The sequence below is a fragment of the Stenotrophomonas sp. YJH_SMC_73 genome (assembly GCF_059370155.1).
The window spans coordinates 177426-192693 of record NZ_JCAFTJ010000005.1; the positions used below are offsets into that span (position 1 = coordinate 177426).

17 protein-coding genes are annotated in these 15268 nt (G+C 67.4%); 7 read left to right on the plus strand and 10 right to left on the minus strand.

Annotation, left to right across the window (positions count from 1 at the left end; translation table 11 throughout):
• Window positions 1-41 precede the first annotated feature (41 nt).
• Together AC5P8R_RS10160 and AC5P8R_RS10165 are read left to right on the plus strand one after the other, a co-directional pair.
• Window positions 42-1205 (plus strand): PilT/PilU family type 4a pilus ATPase, encoded by a 1164-nt coding sequence (locus AC5P8R_RS10160; protein WP_042358565.1) that lies wholly within the window; start codon window positions 42-44, stop codon window positions 1203-1205.
• 121 nt (window positions 1206-1326) lie between these two features.
• A complete protein-coding gene (locus AC5P8R_RS10165) occupies window positions 1327-2310 on the plus strand; it encodes an aldo/keto reductase (RefSeq protein ID WP_495223352.1) in 984 nt (327 codons plus the stop codon).
• A 62-nt stretch (window positions 2311-2372) separates the two neighbouring features.
• Here the strand turns inward: AC5P8R_RS10165 and AC5P8R_RS10170 are convergent, their stop codons facing one another.
• Window positions 2373-3269, minus strand: a complete 897-nt coding sequence (locus AC5P8R_RS10170) for a LysR family transcriptional regulator (protein WP_014646219.1) — start codon at window positions 3267-3269, stop codon at window positions 2373-2375.
• Window positions 3270-3567: 298 nt separating this feature from the next.
• Here AC5P8R_RS10170 and AC5P8R_RS10175 point away from each other — a divergent pair, with 298 nt between their 5' ends.
• Window positions 3568-3780: a DUF4287 domain-containing protein gene (locus tag AC5P8R_RS10175; protein WP_014646220.1), complete on the plus strand. Its 213-nt coding sequence runs from the start codon at window positions 3568-3570 to the stop codon at window positions 3778-3780.
• 110 nt (window positions 3781-3890) lie between these two features.
• Window positions 3891-4598: a YitT family protein gene (locus AC5P8R_RS10180; protein ID WP_014036228.1), complete on the plus strand. Its 708-nt coding sequence runs from the start codon at window positions 3891-3893 to the stop codon at window positions 4596-4598.
• Window positions 4599-4658: 60 nt separating this feature from the next.
• Here AC5P8R_RS10180 and AC5P8R_RS10185 read toward each other — a convergent pair whose 3' ends face one another.
• Both AC5P8R_RS10185 and AC5P8R_RS10190 read right to left on the minus strand, forming a co-directional pair.
• Entirely contained in the window at window positions 4659-5204 is a 546-nt protein-coding gene (locus tag AC5P8R_RS10185; protein WP_014646222.1) for a DNA-3-methyladenine glycosylase I, read from the minus strand.
• The gene (locus AC5P8R_RS10190; RefSeq protein ID WP_495223354.1) at window positions 5201-6988 is read right to left on the minus strand and encodes a DUF4153 domain-containing protein; all 1788 of its coding nucleotides are present in this window, start codon (window positions 6986-6988) and stop codon (window positions 5201-5203) included. Before AC5P8R_RS10190 ends, AC5P8R_RS10185 begins: the two co-directional genes overlap by 4 nt.
• Before the next feature lie 91 nt (window positions 6989-7079).
• Here AC5P8R_RS10190 and AC5P8R_RS10195 point away from each other — a divergent pair, with 91 nt between their 5' ends.
• From AC5P8R_RS10195 to AC5P8R_RS10205, 3 genes are read left to right on the plus strand one after another with little or no spacing between them, the layout of a single operon-like run.
• Complete coding sequence (locus tag AC5P8R_RS10195) at window positions 7080-7646, plus strand: YqgE/AlgH family protein (protein WP_014646224.1); 567 nt, start codon at window positions 7080-7082, stop codon at window positions 7644-7646.
• Window positions 7639-8133 carry a Holliday junction resolvase RuvX gene (gene ruvX, locus AC5P8R_RS10200; protein WP_049440988.1) on the plus strand — a complete coding sequence of 165 codons (495 nt, stop codon included), beginning with the start codon at window positions 7639-7641 and terminating at the stop codon, window positions 8131-8133. The genes AC5P8R_RS10195 and ruvX overlap by 8 nt, the downstream gene beginning before the upstream one ends.
• 15 nt (window positions 8134-8148) lie before the next feature.
• The gene (locus tag AC5P8R_RS10205; RefSeq protein WP_014646226.1) at window positions 8149-9099 is read left to right on the plus strand and encodes an aspartate carbamoyltransferase catalytic subunit; all 951 of its coding nucleotides are present in this window, start codon (window positions 8149-8151) and stop codon (window positions 9097-9099) included.
• A 92-nt stretch (window positions 9100-9191) separates the two neighbouring features.
• Here the strand turns inward: AC5P8R_RS10205 and AC5P8R_RS10210 are convergent, their stop codons facing one another.
• The 7 genes from AC5P8R_RS10210 to AC5P8R_RS10240 all read right to left on the minus strand — a co-directional run bounded on the left by AC5P8R_RS10210 (window position 9192) and on the right by AC5P8R_RS10240 (window position 15080).
• Window positions 9192-9683: an REP-associated tyrosine transposase gene (locus AC5P8R_RS10210; protein WP_014646227.1), complete on the minus strand. Its 492-nt coding sequence runs from the start codon at window positions 9681-9683 to the stop codon at window positions 9192-9194.
• 136 nt (window positions 9684-9819) lie between these two features.
• Complete coding sequence (locus AC5P8R_RS10215; protein ID WP_180835094.1) at window positions 9820-10620, minus strand: carboxylesterase family protein; 801 nt, start codon at window positions 10618-10620, stop codon at window positions 9820-9822.
• 71 nt (window positions 10621-10691) lie between these two features.
• Window positions 10692-10958, minus strand: a complete 267-nt coding sequence (locus tag AC5P8R_RS10220) for a hypothetical protein (RefSeq protein ID WP_049405333.1) — start codon at window positions 10956-10958, stop codon at window positions 10692-10694.
• A 106-nt stretch (window positions 10959-11064) separates the two neighbouring features.
• Window positions 11065-12426: a magnesium transporter gene (gene mgtE, locus AC5P8R_RS10225; protein ID WP_008266103.1), complete on the minus strand. Its 1362-nt coding sequence runs from the start codon at window positions 12424-12426 to the stop codon at window positions 11065-11067.
• Between the two features lie 227 nt (window positions 12427-12653).
• Entirely contained in the window at window positions 12654-14423 is a 1770-nt protein-coding gene (gene ptsP / locus AC5P8R_RS10230; RefSeq protein ID WP_495223355.1) for a phosphoenolpyruvate--protein phosphotransferase, read from the minus strand.
• A gap of 2 nt (window positions 14424-14425) precedes the next feature.
• Window positions 14426-14695 (minus strand): HPr family phosphocarrier protein, encoded by a 270-nt coding sequence (locus AC5P8R_RS10235; RefSeq protein WP_005408385.1) that lies wholly within the window; start codon window positions 14693-14695, stop codon window positions 14426-14428.
• Entirely contained in the window at window positions 14688-15080 is a 393-nt protein-coding gene (locus tag AC5P8R_RS10240) for a PTS sugar transporter subunit IIA (protein ID WP_032958481.1), read from the minus strand. Before AC5P8R_RS10240 ends, AC5P8R_RS10235 begins: the two co-directional genes overlap by 8 nt.
• Window positions 15081-15268: the final 188 nt, after the last annotated feature.

Consider the following 15268-nt stretch of genomic DNA (forward strand, 5'->3'; position numbering starts at 1 on the left):
CCGTCCCCGTGCCGTTTCCTCCACCGACCGTTTCCTGGTACATGCCCTCTTGGGAGCCCGCCGTGAACAGCACCGCGACCACCATCGATTTCACTTCGTTCCTCAAGCTGATGGCGCACCAGCGCGCCTCGGACCTGTTCATCACGGCCGGCATGCCGCCGGCGATGAAGGTCAACGGCAAGATCTCGCCGATCACCCAGACCCCGCTCACGCCGCAGCAGAGCCGCGACCTGGTCCTCAACGTGATGACCCCGGCGCAGCGCGAGGAATTCGAGAAGACGCACGAATGCAACTTCGCCATCGGCCTGTCCGGCGTCGGCCGCTTCCGCGTCAGCTGCTTCTACCAGCGCAACCAGGTCGGCATGGTGCTGCGTCGCATCGAGACGCGCATTCCGACCGTGGAAGAACTGAGCCTGCCGCCGATCATCAAGACGCTGGCGATGACCAAGCGCGGCATCATCCTGTTCGTCGGCGCCACCGGTACCGGTAAATCGACCTCGCTGGCAGCGATGATCGGTTACCGCAACCAGAACTCGACCGGCCACATCATCACCATCGAAGACCCGATCGAGTTCGTGCACAAGCACGAGGGCTGCATCATCACCCAGCGCGAAGTCGGCATCGATACCGACAGCTGGGAAGCCGCGCTGAAGAACACCCTGCGCCAGGCGCCGGACGTGATCATGATCGGCGAGGTGCGTACCCGCGAAGGCATGGATCACGCCATCGCGTTCGCCGAAACCGGCCACCTGGTGCTGTGCACCCTGCATGCGAACAACGCCAACCAGGCGATGGACCGCATCGTCAACTTCTTCCCGGAAGACCGCCGCAACCAGCTGCTGATGGACCTGTCGCTGAATCTCAAGGGCGTGGTCGCGCAACAGCTGGTGCCATCGCCCGATGGCCGCTCGCGCAAGGTGGCGATGGAGATCCTGCTGGGCACGCCGCTGGTGCAGGACTACATCCGCGACGGCGAGATCCACAAGCTGAAGGAAGTGATGAAGGACTCGGTCCAGCTGGGCATGAAGACCTTCGACCAGAGCCTGTTCGAGCTGTACCAGGCCGGCGAGATCAGCTACGAGGACGCGCTGCGCTACGCCGATTCGCAGAACGAGGTGCGCCTGCGCATCAAGCTCAGCCAGGGCGGCGACGCACGTACCCTGTCGCAGGGGCTGGACGGCGTGGAGATCTCGGAGATCCGTTGACCTGGCCGGCATCGGTCGTGGCTGGATTGATGAATTCCGGTCATGACCGACTGCGGCCGGGCTGGCTCAATCCAGCGCCACGACAGGCGTATCGTCATCACTCCCCCTCTGGAGCACGACGATGCAGACACGCGAACTGGGCCGCAGTGGCCTGAAGGTTTCCGCCCTCGGCCTGGGCTGCATGGGCCTGACCCATGCCTACGGGCAGCCGGTCGAGCAGGGCCAGGGCATCGCCCTGCTGCAGGCCGCCGTCGAGCGCGGCGTGACCTTCTTCGACACCGCCGAGGTGTATGGTCCGTACACCAACGAAGACCTGCTCGGCCGCGCGCTGGCGCCCTACCGCGACAGGCTGGTGATTGCCACCAAGTTCGGATTCAAGGGCGCGCGCACCGATGACGGCCTGGACAGCCGCCCCGAGAATATCCGTGCCGTTGCCGAAGCCAGCCTCAAGCGCCTGCGCACCGACCATATCGACCTGTTCTACCAGCACCGCGTCGACCCGAACGTGCCGATCGAGGATGTGGCTGGCACCGTGCGCGACCTGATCGCCGAAGGCAAGGTCGGCCACTTCGGGCTGTCCGAGGCGAGCGCTGCCACCGTGCGTCGCGCGCATGCGGTGCAGCCGGTTGCCGCCGTGCAGAGTGAGTACTCGCTGTGGTGGCGCGAACCGGAGCGCGAGTTGTTGCCGACGCTGCAGGAGCTGGGCATCGGCTTCGTGCCATTCAGCCCGCTTGGCCGCGGCTTCCTCACCGGCACGATCAACGCCGACACCACCTTCGATGCCAACGATTTCCGCAACAGCGTTCCGCGTTTCGAAGTGGAGGCGCGCCGCGCCAACCAGGCGCTGGTGGATCGCATCAGTACGATTGCCGCAGCACGGGGCACGACGCCGGCGCAGGTGGCGCTGGCCTGGCTGCTGGCACAGGCGCCGTGGATCGTGCCGATCCCAGGCACCACCAAGATCCATCGCCTGGAAGAAAACCTGGGCGCGGCCGACCTGCAGCTGGCACCGGAGGAGCTGCAACGCATCGCACAGGCGCTGGACGAAGTGTCGATCGTCGGCGAGCGCTACAACGCGCAGCGTGCCGCCCAGGCCAAGGGCTGATCACCAGCTGGGTGCGGACCGTTGGTGGTGGGTGCGGACCGTTGGTCCGCACGCCTTGCCCCTCACCCCAGCGGCCCGCGCAGCGCATCAAGCACCGTGCGCATCGCCACGGTGACGTGGCGGCGCGACGGGTAGTACGCGTAGTAGCCATCGAAGTGCGGGCACCAGTCGTCCAGCACCGACTGCAGGCGGCCATCGTCCAGCATCGGCTGCACCTGGTCTTCCGGCAGCCAGGCCAGTCCGCTGCCGGCCAGCGCAGCGGCGCGGGTCATGCCCATGGTGTTGAACGTCCATTGCCCGCCAACGCGCACACTCAGTTCGTTGCCATCCTGGCCGAAATCCCACGGCATCAGTCCCCCATGCGTAGGCAGGCGCAGGGTCACGCAGTTGTGCTTGGCCAGGTCGTCCGGATGCTGCGGCACCACGTGCTGGCGGAAGTAGCTGGGTGCACCGACCACGCGCATGCGCAGCGGCGGGCTGATCGGCACCGCGACCATGTCGCGCGCCAGGCGCTCGCCGAGGCGGATGCCGATGTCGTAGCGCTCGGCGACGATGTCGGCCAGGCCGTAGTCGGTGGTCAGTTCCACCTTCAGGTCCGGATAACGCTGCAACAACGGCGCCAGCCGCGGCCAGGCGATGTACTCGGCGGCATGGCCGGTGGCGTTGATGCGGATGGTGCCGGCCGGGCGTTCGCGGTACTCGGCCAGCGCGGCCAGCCCGTCCTCGATCTCGGCCAGGCGTGGGCCCAGGGTGTCGAGCAGGCGGGCACCGGCTTCGGTGGTCGATACGCTGCGGGTGGTACGGGTCAGCAGGCGCACGCCCAGGCGCTGTTCCAGGCCGCGCATGGCATGGCTGAGCGCGGACTGGGACACGCCCAGCTGGGCGGCGGCCCGGGTGAAGCTGCCCTCGCGGGCAACGTGGACGAAGGCCTGCAGGTCGTTGAGGTTTTCGCGGGGCATGCTGGAATGATACGGCCGGGCTGCGCCCGGCACCTGCCGAAGCAACGTCAACGGCCACGTCAACTTCAAAAACTGGCTATCCGTGAGATGGCGGGGTGGGCCCGGTTGAGGGGGACGCCGTAAACCCATCCATGGGGGCTTGGTCGCGGCATCCATGCCGCTCACACCCCCTCAACCGGACCCACCCCGCCTTCGACAGTTGGCTGCGGCCTGTCGGGCGAGGCGGGGTCGGACGTTTGGGTGTGTCGATTTCTGCGTCTGTGGTTCGTCGAATGAATGACTTCAACGGGAGCTGCACATGAGCACTGACACCAAGCCGAAAGGCCCGGCCTCGTATTTCCCCTCCATCGAGAAGACCTACGGGCAGCCGGTGGCGCACTGGTTCGGGTTGCTGGCCGGGAAGAAGGGCCTGAAACACATGGAACTGGTCAGCTTCCTGAAGAGTGAACATGGCTTGGGCCATGGCCATGCCAACGCACTGGTGGCTCACCATCTGGCCGGCAAGGGCTGAGCAGCGCCGAGCCCGGGGCAGTGCGAGGCGCATTCAGCTGAACGATTTCATCTGCAACTGTCATGCAGATCGTGTCTAATACCGCTCCCCACCTGCTGTTCCCCCACCGCATGTCCCTTCCTTCCCATGGCCCCGCGCCGTGCGACGACGCTGACGGCCACCTGGTCACCGCCGGTCCGCTGACCCCGCCGCCCGACAGTGCTGGCACCACCGCCGACGAAAAAGCGCTGCGTCACTCGATCGCCGAGGACGTGCAGGGCATGGTGCTGGCCACGATGGTGGCCTCGCTGGGCTTGGCCATCTTCGCCAAGGGCGGGCTGATGATCGGCGGCATGGCGGGCATGGCCTTCCTGCTGCACTACGCGATGGGCTGGAACTTCGGCCTGGTGTTCGTGCTGGTCAACCTGCCGTTCTACTGGGTGGCGCTGCGGCGCATGGGCTGGGAATTCACCCTGAAGACCTTCGCCGCAGTCACCGCCTGTGGCGTGCTGACCGACCTGCTGCCGCGCTGGATCGACTTCTCGCACATCAACCCGCTGTATTCGGCGATCGTCGGTGGTGCCTTGTCCGGCCTCGGCATCCTGTTCTTCATCCGACACCGCGCCAGCCTTGGCGGCATCGGCATCCTGGCGGTGTACCTGCAGCGCACCCGAGGCTGGAGCGCCGGCAAGGTGCAGATGTCCTACGACGCCTGCCTGATGGTAGCCGCGTTCTTCGTGCTGTCGCCATCGAAGGTGCTGTACTCGGCCATCGGCGCGGTGGTGCTCAGCCTGGTGCTGATGTTCAACCACCGCCCCGGCCGTTACATGGGCGTGTGACCGTTCAACGGGGTTGCCGGCCAGCGGCCGGCACTACCGGCACCCACGCGCGGAGATCCCTCAGCGGGCGGCGGCCTGCAACCACGGCGGCGACAGCGTCAGCAGCCGCGCATGCACCGGGCAATCCTCGGCGTGCGCGCCGGGCAGGTAGCCCAGGCTCATCAGGAACTCGCCGGTGATCTCGCCACCGGTGAAGCGGAAGGTCTTCTTGAACAGCTTCACCCAGTCGGCCTTGCTGCGCGGATGATGGGCATCCAGCCACGCCGCGAAGCTGCCATGACTGGCCCGCAGCTGCTGGATCACCTGCGCGTTGTGGATGGCGGCCAGTACCTTCAGCCGGTTGCGGATGATGCCCGCGTCCGATAGCAGGCGCTCGATGTCCTGCTCGGCATAGGCCGCCACGCGGTCGACATCGAAGCCGTCATAGGCCGCGCGGAAGCCCTCGCGCTTTTTCAGGATCGTCTCCCAGCTCAGCCCGGCCTGGTTGATTTCCAGCACCAGCCGCTCGAACAGTTCGCCCTCGTCACGCTGCGGGAAGCCGTACTCGTTGGCGTGGTAGTAGTCGTGCACCGGATGGCCCGGGGCGATGAGGCAGTAGCCGCTCATGGGGAAGACTCGCTGGATTCGGGTTCGGGATCGATGGCCACTGCGGGGCGCCCACCGATGGACAGCATCGGCCAGCGTGGTGGTTCGAGAGTGAGTTTGCCATCACGCAGCGCCTGGTTGATTGCCTCGGCCTGGCCGCTGGCGGTGCCGAACAGCGAACCGGCCCGGCGCCAGTGGGTGTCCCTGCCACGTGCGTACAGCACGCAGTCCGGCCCACGGATGGTGTACAGCTCGCACAGCAGCACTTCGCCGGTACCATCGCCGTCGAGGTCGCGATGCACGATCAGGCAGTCGCGCTCGCTCTGGGCGCAGGATTCGCCATCGATCGCGCGCGTGGCCAGTGCCTGCCACCAGTCGTCCGGTGGCGAGCTGGATCCCTTGGCCAGCTTCAACGCGCGCTGCAGGGCGACGACGTCCTGCGGCCCCTTGTCGAGGCGCTGGCCGTCATCCCAGCGCGAGGTACGTGCCAGCGCGGCAGCGATCACCTGTGGCGCGTTGGCATCGGCGGTGATGGCTGGATCACGCTGCAGTTCGCGCAGCGCCCGCACACCGCGGTGGCCAAGATCGAAGCGCAGCACGTTGACGTCACTGCTGGTGATCGCGGGCGGGTCCGCACGCAGGCGCGCCAGCTGGCTGGACAGGGTCAGCCGCACCGGGTCCAGCAGCGGCGAGTTGCCCAGCAATGCCAGTGCCAGCACCGCCCAGCACATCCAGCGGTTGACCGGCTCCAGCATCTGCAACCAGCGGCGCTGCCGGCGCAGCACCGCCAGCGCGTAGCCCACGGCATAGCCGGCCACGGCCACTGCGACGAGTACCGCCCAGAACCGGTCCACGGTCCAGCCGTACTGCACCACGCGCAGCCCCAGTGCGTACAGCGCCAGTGCGGCGTAGACCGGCAGCGCCAGCAGGCTGGCTTCAACCAGACGGCGCAGCACGACGGGGTAGGGCGCGGTGTCGTCCCCCTGCTGGTAGACCGCATTGGTGAACGTCACCAGCAACAGCGACAGCACCAGCAGCAGGCTGGCGGCCGAGCGGGTCTTCCACAGCGGTTCCAGCCCGGTAAGCGGCAGGCTCAGCACGAACAATACGGCGATGAACGAGAGCAGCGGCAGCAGTCCGCGGCAGATCGCGAACAGCACCTGGCGGGTGATCTGGATCGCGCGGTGCTGGGTGCGCCCGATCAGCACGCCGAACCCGGCCAGGCTGCCGGTAGCCAGCGCAATGAAGGCATCCTGGCGGAACAGGTCGCGGAAGACGGTGACCTCCAGCAGCTGGAACAGCGCCGCCCACAGCCACAGCAGCAGCCAGGTGAGCCCGGTGAACAGTGCCGCCAGGGCGAGGGTCAAACCGTTCTGCCAGGCGCGCTCGAACAGCTCGGGGTAGCTGGCGCGCCAGTGCCCGTGCTGCAGCTGGAACTGCCACCAGGGCAGCACCACGAACACCGCCACGGCCATGCCCAGGGTCAGTGGAAACTGCAGCGCGCTCGACTCCAGCGCGGTCTCGACAGTGAGGTTCCAGCCGATCCAGGCGGCCAGCGCCAGCACCACCGCCGAGCCGAGCACGGCCTGCAGCCACAGGCGGCGCTGGCCCAGCTCGACCAGGCTCAGCGCCACCGCGCTGGGAATGGCCAGCACCCAGGCGTACCAGCAGTAGCGCCAGCCGATATCGCGGAACGGCCACGCATCGGACAGTTCCTGCGCGGCATACAGCATCAGACCCTGCAGCAGGGCAATCAGGACGATGGCGCTGCGTGCCGGCAGGGTCAGGGGCGATGAAGACTGCATCGATGACCTTCCATGGCAAAGCACCATCCTAGCCCATCGCGGTTCGCCGCCTTTGCGCGACCATCCCGCCCCCAGCAGGTAGAATGGGACCATGCCTGTAACGCCGACCTCCCTCGCCGATCACCTCCTCGTCGCGCTGCCGTCGCTGCTCGACGCGACCTTTGCCCGCAGCGTCGCGCTGATCTGCCAGCACGACGAGAACGGGGCGATGGGCGTGCTGGTCAATCAGCCTTCCGAGTACACGCTGGGTGAAGTGCTTGCACAGATGGACATCACCACCGGTGACGGCGACCTGCAGGCGCGCATGGTGCTCAACGGCGGCCCGGTGCATCCCGAGCGCGGCTTCGTCATCCATGACGACGCGCGGGCGTGGGATTCCAGCCTGATCGTGGGTGACGGCCTGTACCTGACCACTTCGCGCGACATCCTTGAAGCGATGGCGCGTGGCGAAGGCCCGGCCAATGCCGTGGTCACCCTCGGCTGTGCCGGTTGGGGCGCAGGGCAGCTGGAAAGCGAGCTGTCCGAGAACAGCTGGCTGACCGTGCCGGCCGATGCCGAGCTGGTGTTCCAGCTGCCACTGGAGCAGCGCTGGCAGGGTGCGGCCTCGCGCATCGGCGTGGACCTGTTCCGCCTGACCGACTACAGCGGCCATGTCTGAGCCGGCCACGCCCGTACCGGCTCCTGCTGCCCCGGCGATCCGCCGTGACGGCACCGTTCTGGGTTTCGACGTCGGCTCGCGGCGGATCGGCGTGGCCATTGGCAGTGCCTTCGCTGCGCATGCGCGCGCGGTGGCGGTGGTCGATGTGCACGGCAATGGCCCGGACTGGACCGCGATCGAACGCCTGCTCAAGGAATGGAAGCCCGACGGCCTGGTGGTCGGCGACCCGCTGACCCTGGACGGCCAGGACCAACCCAACCGCAAGCGCGCGCAGGGCTTCGCCCGCCAGCTGCGGGAACGTTTCAAGCTGCCGGTGGTGATGATCGACGAGCGTTCCAGCTCGGTCGAGGCCGCCCGCCGCTTCGCCGTCGAGCGCGCCGAAGGGCGCAAGCGCCGCCGTGATGCGGCCGCGCTCGATGCCGTGGCCGCGGCGGTGATCATCGACCGCTGGCTGTCGTCCCCCGACGACGCCACCCCCATTCCCTGACTGCCCGACACCGCCATGACCGCCCAGCAAATCGATGCCTCCGGACGCCTGCGCCACCTGCTGACCCTGGAGGGCCTGCCGCGCGGGACCCTGCTGCAGCTGCTTGACCGGGCAGGTCAGATCCGCGATGCCGCAGTCGGCCGCGTCGGCAACAAGCGCCACGTGCTGGCCGGTTCGGCGGTGTGCACGCTGTTCTTCGAGCCGTCCACGCGCACCCGCAGCTCATTCCAGCTGGCCGCGCAGCGCCTGGGCGCCGATGTGCTCAACTTCGATGCCTCGACCTCGTCCACCCGCAAGGGCGAAACCGCCTGCGATACGCTGCGCAACCTGGAAGCGATGGGCGTGCGCGGCTTCGTGGTGCGCCACCCGGAGGATGGCGCGGTAGCCGCACTGGCAGAAGCGGCGGGCGAGGGCACCGCACTGATCAACGCCGGTGACGGCCGCAGCGCGCACCCGACCCAGGGCCTGCTGGACATGCTGACCCTGCGCCAGGCCAAGGGCCCGGATTTCTCGAAGATGAAAGTGGTGATCGTCGGCGACGTGAAGCACTCGCGCGTGGCCCGCACCGACCTGCATGCGCTGCGCACGCTGGGCGTGGGTGAGATCCGCGTGTGCGGCCCGCAGTCGCTGCTGCCGGACGATGAGACCCTGAAGGGCTGCGTGGTCGGCGATGATTTCGACGCGATGCTGGAAGGCGTCGACGCGCTGATGATGCTGCGCCTGCAGCGCGAGCGCATGGAAGAAGGCCTGGTGCCGTCGCTGGAGCAGTACCACGCCCAGTACGGCCTGACCCGCGAGCGCCTGGCGCGCGCCGGCAAGGATGCCGCGGTGCTGCACCCGGGCCCGATCAACCGCGGCGTGGAAGTGACCGACGACGTGGCCGACGGCCCGCAGTCGTGGGTGCTGCGCCAGGTCGCCAACGGCGTCGCCGTGCGCATGGCCGTGCTGGAAACGCTGCTGGGCTGACCACCCGCTCTGGTAGGTGTCAACCTTGGTTGACACACTTGCCGCGCGGCTTGTCCGCGCACCGCTCTGGTAGATGCCAACCTTGGTTGGCACTATCCATCCGCGCCCAAGTTGTCGAGCGGATCACACGAAGCCCCAAGCTCCCATTCGCACCATGCATGGGGATATTGCCCAAGCCGCGTCGCCAGTCCGGCCCTGATCGGATTTCCCATCAGGTACATCGCACGCCGGTGCAACGATTCGTCAGAGCGGATCGCATGATCGTGATAGCAGGCCTGCCAGAAGCGCCCGACTCGCCCCAGCAACCGGTTTGCCTGCTGGGCTGTGCGCGACTTGAAACGCTTCATGACGGTTTCCAGCGTTCCCGCACGTAGTTCGACCAGCCAGTGGATGTGGTCGGGCATGACCACGTACGCAATCGAGCGGGTGAAGCCTTCCTGATCCAGTCGCTGGAATTCGCGGACTGCCAAGGCGGCCGCTGCGGCGTTGGTGAAGAGCGGCGCGCGGTCATGGACGACGGCGGTGAGGATATAGCTGAGGCCGATGCTGGAGCGACGACCGAGCAGGAGACGTGTGTTCTGCATGGAGCAAGCATGGACGGGCCTGCTTCCAGTGAACATCGGGGAATGGGTTGGTTTCAGGTAGGCCAGTGCCAACCAAGGTTGGCAACTGCCAGGGCAGTCAATGCCAACCAAGGTTGGCAACTACTGAAGCTGCGGCTCAGCGCTTCTGCGCGAACAGCCATGCCCACATCGCCGGGTCGGCGTAGGTGGCGTCCCAGGCATTGTGGTTGCCTTCCGGGTACTCGGTGTAGCGCACGTCGCGTGCAGCGGCGCTCCGGAATGCGGCGTGCAGTCTGCGATCGTCGTCCGGTGGCACTACATCATCCAGCGCACCGTGGAAGATCCAGATCGGCGTGCCTCTCAGGCGCTGGGCGATGGCCGCATACGGATCGGTTTCCTGGGCGACCTGCTCGACGAACAGGGTCGGGCGCACCGCGCGCGGCGCCAGCACCGCGCCGCACACGGGCACGATCGCGGCGAAGCGCCCGGGGTCATCCAGCGCGATGTTCCAGCTCCCATAGCCGCCCATCGACATCCCGGTCAGGTACTGCCGTGAGGGATCGGCACCGAACTCGGCGATGGTGGCGTCCAGGGCGGCCAGCGCAACGCGGTTGTTGCGCCCGCTCCATTCCTGGTGGCCCGGCACCTGGGGGAATACGGCCAATGCGGGGAAGTCGGCCGCGTGCCTGCGCAGGTGCGGCCCCAGCCCCGCATGGGTCTGCTTGACACCGTCGCCGCCACGCTCGCCGGAGCCGTGCAGGAACAGGATGACCGGGAGTCTGGTGGGAGCGGTGGCCTGAACGCCGGCCGGAATGAACACCTGGTAGTAGGCGGTCTCGCCGTCCACCTTCACTGCGCGGCCCTCGAAGCGGCCGCGCGCGCTGTCCGGCAGCGAAGTGCAACCGCTCATCATCAGAAAGGCCAGCAGCGGCAGCCAGCGCGACATCGATCGGACCATGGGATTTCCCGGGGCGGCAGGGTCAGCTGCATCCTAGCCCGCCGCAGGTCAACGCGGCATCGTGCGGCGCGTCACTCCGGTCGCGGGAAACTGGCAATGATGTCCAGCTGCTCCTGCGCTTCGGCATTGCCGTCGGCGGCGGCCGCCTGCACCTGCGCGATGTCCGGATGCAGCACCACCAGCAGCGGGTTCTCGCAGACCGGGCAGGCGTACTCGGTGGCGTCCTCGTCCAGCTCCATCTCCATGGCACGCGAGCTGCCCTTCCATTCGCAGGCCGGGCAGGTGTGCTGCTGGTCGCGCCAGCCGGGCTGGAAATAGTTTTCGATCGTTGTTGCCATGGGTGTTCCAGTTGGGATCGGGTCAGAGCCCCGCGCAGCGGAGATCCGACCCTGGGTTTTGGCGTGGGTCGGAACTCCGCGCGGCGGGGATCGGACCCTGCAGGGTTCAGTGCAGCAGCACCAGCGTGGCCAGGCCGAGGAAGGTGAAGAAGCCCATCGAGTCGGTCACGGCGGTCAGGAAGATGCCGCTGGCCAGCGCCGGGTCGAAGCCGAAGCGTTTCAGGGTCAGTGGCACCAGCACGCCGGCCAGTGCGGCGAACAGCAGGTTGCAGGTCAGCGCGATGGCGATCACTGCCGACAGCCCGGGCGAGTGGAACCAGGCCAGCACGATCAGCCCCAGCACGGAACCCAGCATCACGCCGTTCAACAAGGCGACCCGCACCTCCTTCCACAGCAGCGTGCGCGCGTTGGACGCGCCCACCTGGCCCAGTGCCAGGCCGCGCACCATCAGCGCCAGCACCTGGGTACCGGCATTGCCGCCCAGGCCCGCCACGATCGGCATCAGCACGGCCAGCGCCACCAGCTTGTCGATGGTGCCTTCGAAGTGGCCGACTACGCTGGAGGCCAGGAAGGCGGTGCACAGGTTCACCGACAGCCACATCAAGCGCCGGCGCATGGCGCGCCAGACCGGGCTGAACAGGTCTTCGTCCTCGTCCAGGCCGGCGGCGCCCAGTGCCTGGTGCTCGGCCTGGCCACGGATGATGTCGACCACGTCATCGATGGTGATGCGGCCGATCAGGATGTTGTTGTCGTCCACCACCGGCGCGGAGATCCAGTCATGGTCGGAGAACTGGCGGGCGACCTCCTGGTCGCTCTCGCCGACGTCAATGGCCGGCTGCTCGTCGTCGATCAGGCGGTTGATCGGGGTGGTGTCCTCGTGGGTCACCAGTGCCGCCAGCGACACCCGGCCGAGGTACTGATGGCGCCGGCTGACCACGAACAGGTGATCGGTATGGTCCGGCAGTTCGCCGCGCAGGCGCAGGTAGCGCAGCACCACGTCGACATTGACGTCGGCGCGCACGGTCACCACGTCCGGGTTCATCAGGCGGCCGGCGCTGTCCTCGGGATAGGACAGCACCTGCTCCAGACGCTCGCGGTTCTCGCGGTCCATCGACTTGAGGACCTCGTCGATGACCGTATCGGGCAGGTCTTCGACCAGGTCGGCCAGGTCGTCGATGTCCAGGTCTTCGACCGCGGCGATGATCTCGTCCGGGTCCATGTCCGCGAGCAGGCTCTCGCGCACGTCTTCGCCGACGTGGACCAGCACCTCGCCGTCATCTTCCGGATCAACCAGGCCCCACACCACCTCGCGCTTGCCCGGCGGCAGCGATTCAAGCAGGTTGCCGATCTCGGCCGGGGCCAGGGTGTTGACCAGCCGACGTACCGGGCCCAGCCGGCCGCTGTCCAGTGCATCGGACAACATCCGCAGTTGGCGCGCAGTCTTGTCGTGGCGTACAGCTTCAGCCATCGCAGCTCCCGCGGGATAAGAAAAGCCGCGATCCCGGCAAGGATGCGGCAACAGGGGTGTTCAGCGCGTCATTATCGCAAGGGGATGTTTCAACGCATAGCCGCCGGGTGGCGGTAGTGCCGGCCGCTGGCCGGCAACCTCTTGGCCTTCAACGAGACGGGGTCAGATCCCTTTTCCCGCGGAAAAGGGATCTGACCCCAGGCGTGCATCCCGGCGAGCGGGTGGTGTCAGGGCGTATCGGCCACCAGCGCCAGCCAGCGTTCGATGGCGCGGCGGTCGCGCGCGGCCAGCAGCTTCGGGGCACGGGCGCGCAGCGCACCCAGATCGGCTTCGCGGATGGCACGGCGCACCTCCAGCAACGTACCGGGATGCAGGCTGAACTCGCTTAGGCCCAGCGCCAGCAGCAACGGGGTCATCCGCGCATCACCGGCCATCTCGCCGCAGACCGCCACCGGAATGCGGTGGCGTGCGCCGGTCTCGATCACCATCTGCAACAGCCGCAGCACCGCCGGGTGCAACGGTGAATACAACTCGCCCAGCGCCTCGTTGTTGCGGTCGGCGGCCAGCAGGTACTGCACCAGGTCGTTGGTGCCGATCGACAGGAAATCGACCAGATCGATGAAACTCTCCAGCGCCAATGCCGCCGCCGGGACTTCGATCATCGCGCCCAGCGGCACGTGCTCGGACACCATATGGCCTTCGCTGCGCAGCTGTTCGCTCAGCTTGAGCATGCGCCGGCGCACCGCCAGCAGTTCCTCGCGGGTGCTGACCATCGGCACCAGCACGCGCAGCTTGCCGTAGGCCGAGGCGCGCAGGATCGCGCGCAGCTGGGTGTCGGCCACCTTGGGCCGTGCCAGCGACAGGCGCACGCCGCGCAGGCCCAGTGCCGGGTTCTCTTCGTTGCTCAGGGTCAGGCCGGTACGATCGGCCTTGTCCGCACCCAGGTCGAGCGTGCGGATGGTTACCGGCCGGCCGCTCATGCCCAGTGCGGCATCACGGTAGGTCTGGAACTGTTCTTCTTCGTCCGGCAGCTCGTTGCGCTGCAGGAACAGGAATTCGGTGCGGTACAGGCCCAGCCCCTGCGCGCCCAGCGCATGCGCCTGGGTGACGTCCTCCAGCGATTCGGCATTGGCCAGCAAGGCAATGTCGACCTGGTCGCGGGTACGGCTGGGCTTGCTGCGCAGGCGGCCAAGCTCGCGCTGCTCGCGCGCGTGTTCCTTCAGGCGTGCGCGGTAGTCACGCAGGTTGTCGGCCAGCGGGTTGACGGTGATGCTGCCGTCGGCACCGTCGATGATCAGCACGTCGCCGTCGGCGACGCGGCTGAGCAGTTGCGGCACATTGACGATCAGGGGCAGGTGCAGGCTGCGCGCCAGGATCGCGCTGTGCGACAGCGCGCTGCCGGCGGCGGTGACGATGCCGACCACGCCCTGCGCCTGCAGCTGCGCCAGTTCGGATGGGGCGATGTTGTCGCAGACCAGGATCTCGCCGGCCAGGCCCTTCATCACCGGCGGGCGTTCGGGTTGCAGGAAGGCGTGGATGCGGCCGATCACATGGTCGAGATCGTCCATGCGGCTCTTCAGGTAGGCATCGTCCATGCCATCGAAGACCTTGGCCAGGCGGTCACGCTGCAGGCGCAGCGCGTAGCCGGCACTGTACGGGCCGCTGCGGATCAGTTCGTCCAGGCCATACAGCAGCTCGGGGTCGTCCAGCAGCAACGCGTGCAGGTCGAGGAACTCGCCCACTTCCTGGTTCAGTGCGCCATGCAGGCGCTGACGCAGTTCGTGCATTTCCGTACGCGCGGCATCCAGCGCACGGTGCAGGCGGGCCAGTTCGGCCTCGACCTGGTGGGCGGCCACGCGTTGCTCGGCCACTTCCAATGCATGCGGCAGTCGCACGCGCGTCCGGCCCATCGCCGTTCCGCGCGCCGCGCCATGGCCGGCCAACAGCTGTACCGGCCGTTGGCCGGAAGGGAGCTGGCCGGCGCGTGCGCGTGGCACGCTCAGCTGTCCTCGTCGAAGCGGCGTTCGAACAGGCCGACCACCGCCTCCATCGCGGCGGCTTCATCTTCGCCGTTGATGCGCACGGTGACCGGAGTGCCCTGGCCGGCGGCCAGCAGCATCACGCCCATGATGCTCTTGGCGTTGATCTCACGGCCCTTGGCGGCCATGGTCACGTTGCAGCGGAACGGCGCCAGGGTCTGCACCAGCTTGGCGGTGGCCCGGGCATGCAGGCCCAGGCGGTTGCTGACGGTGAGTTCTCGTTCAAGCATCGTCGACTATCGCTCCATTACGGGTACCCGCCGCGGCTGTGGCGGGCAGTTGATCCAGTCCCTGTTCCGGATAATTCATCACCCGCAGCAACATCGGCAGGCTCAGCGCCGACACCCGGCGAACCGGGGTTCCCAGCCGGGCCAGCTGCCCTGCAAGGTTGGCGGGGCTGGCGCCGTACAGGTCGGTCAGGATCAGCACGCCCTCACCACTGTCGACCCGCCGCAGGGCGGCCGAGGCGAGCGGGAGGAGGGCGTCCATGTCTGCGTCGAACGGTACTTCGAAAGCTTCGGTTTTCAGCGGCAATTGCCGCAGGAGCCGGGTCGCCACGTCAAGCAGGGCGGTCCCGACCCCGGGATGTGTTACGAGGAGAATGCCACAGGTCATTACTGCACGTTAACAGGTCAAGGTGAATCGGCGATAGCAGCAGATGAGGGGCACTGTGTCCCGTATTCAGCGTTATCGGGGTCAGAGCCCTTTTCCCCTGGAAAAGGGATCCGACCCCATGCGTTTTTCGATGCCTGGCAGCGATTCATCCACGCATGGTGTGGATCCATCGTGTCGACCAAGGTCGA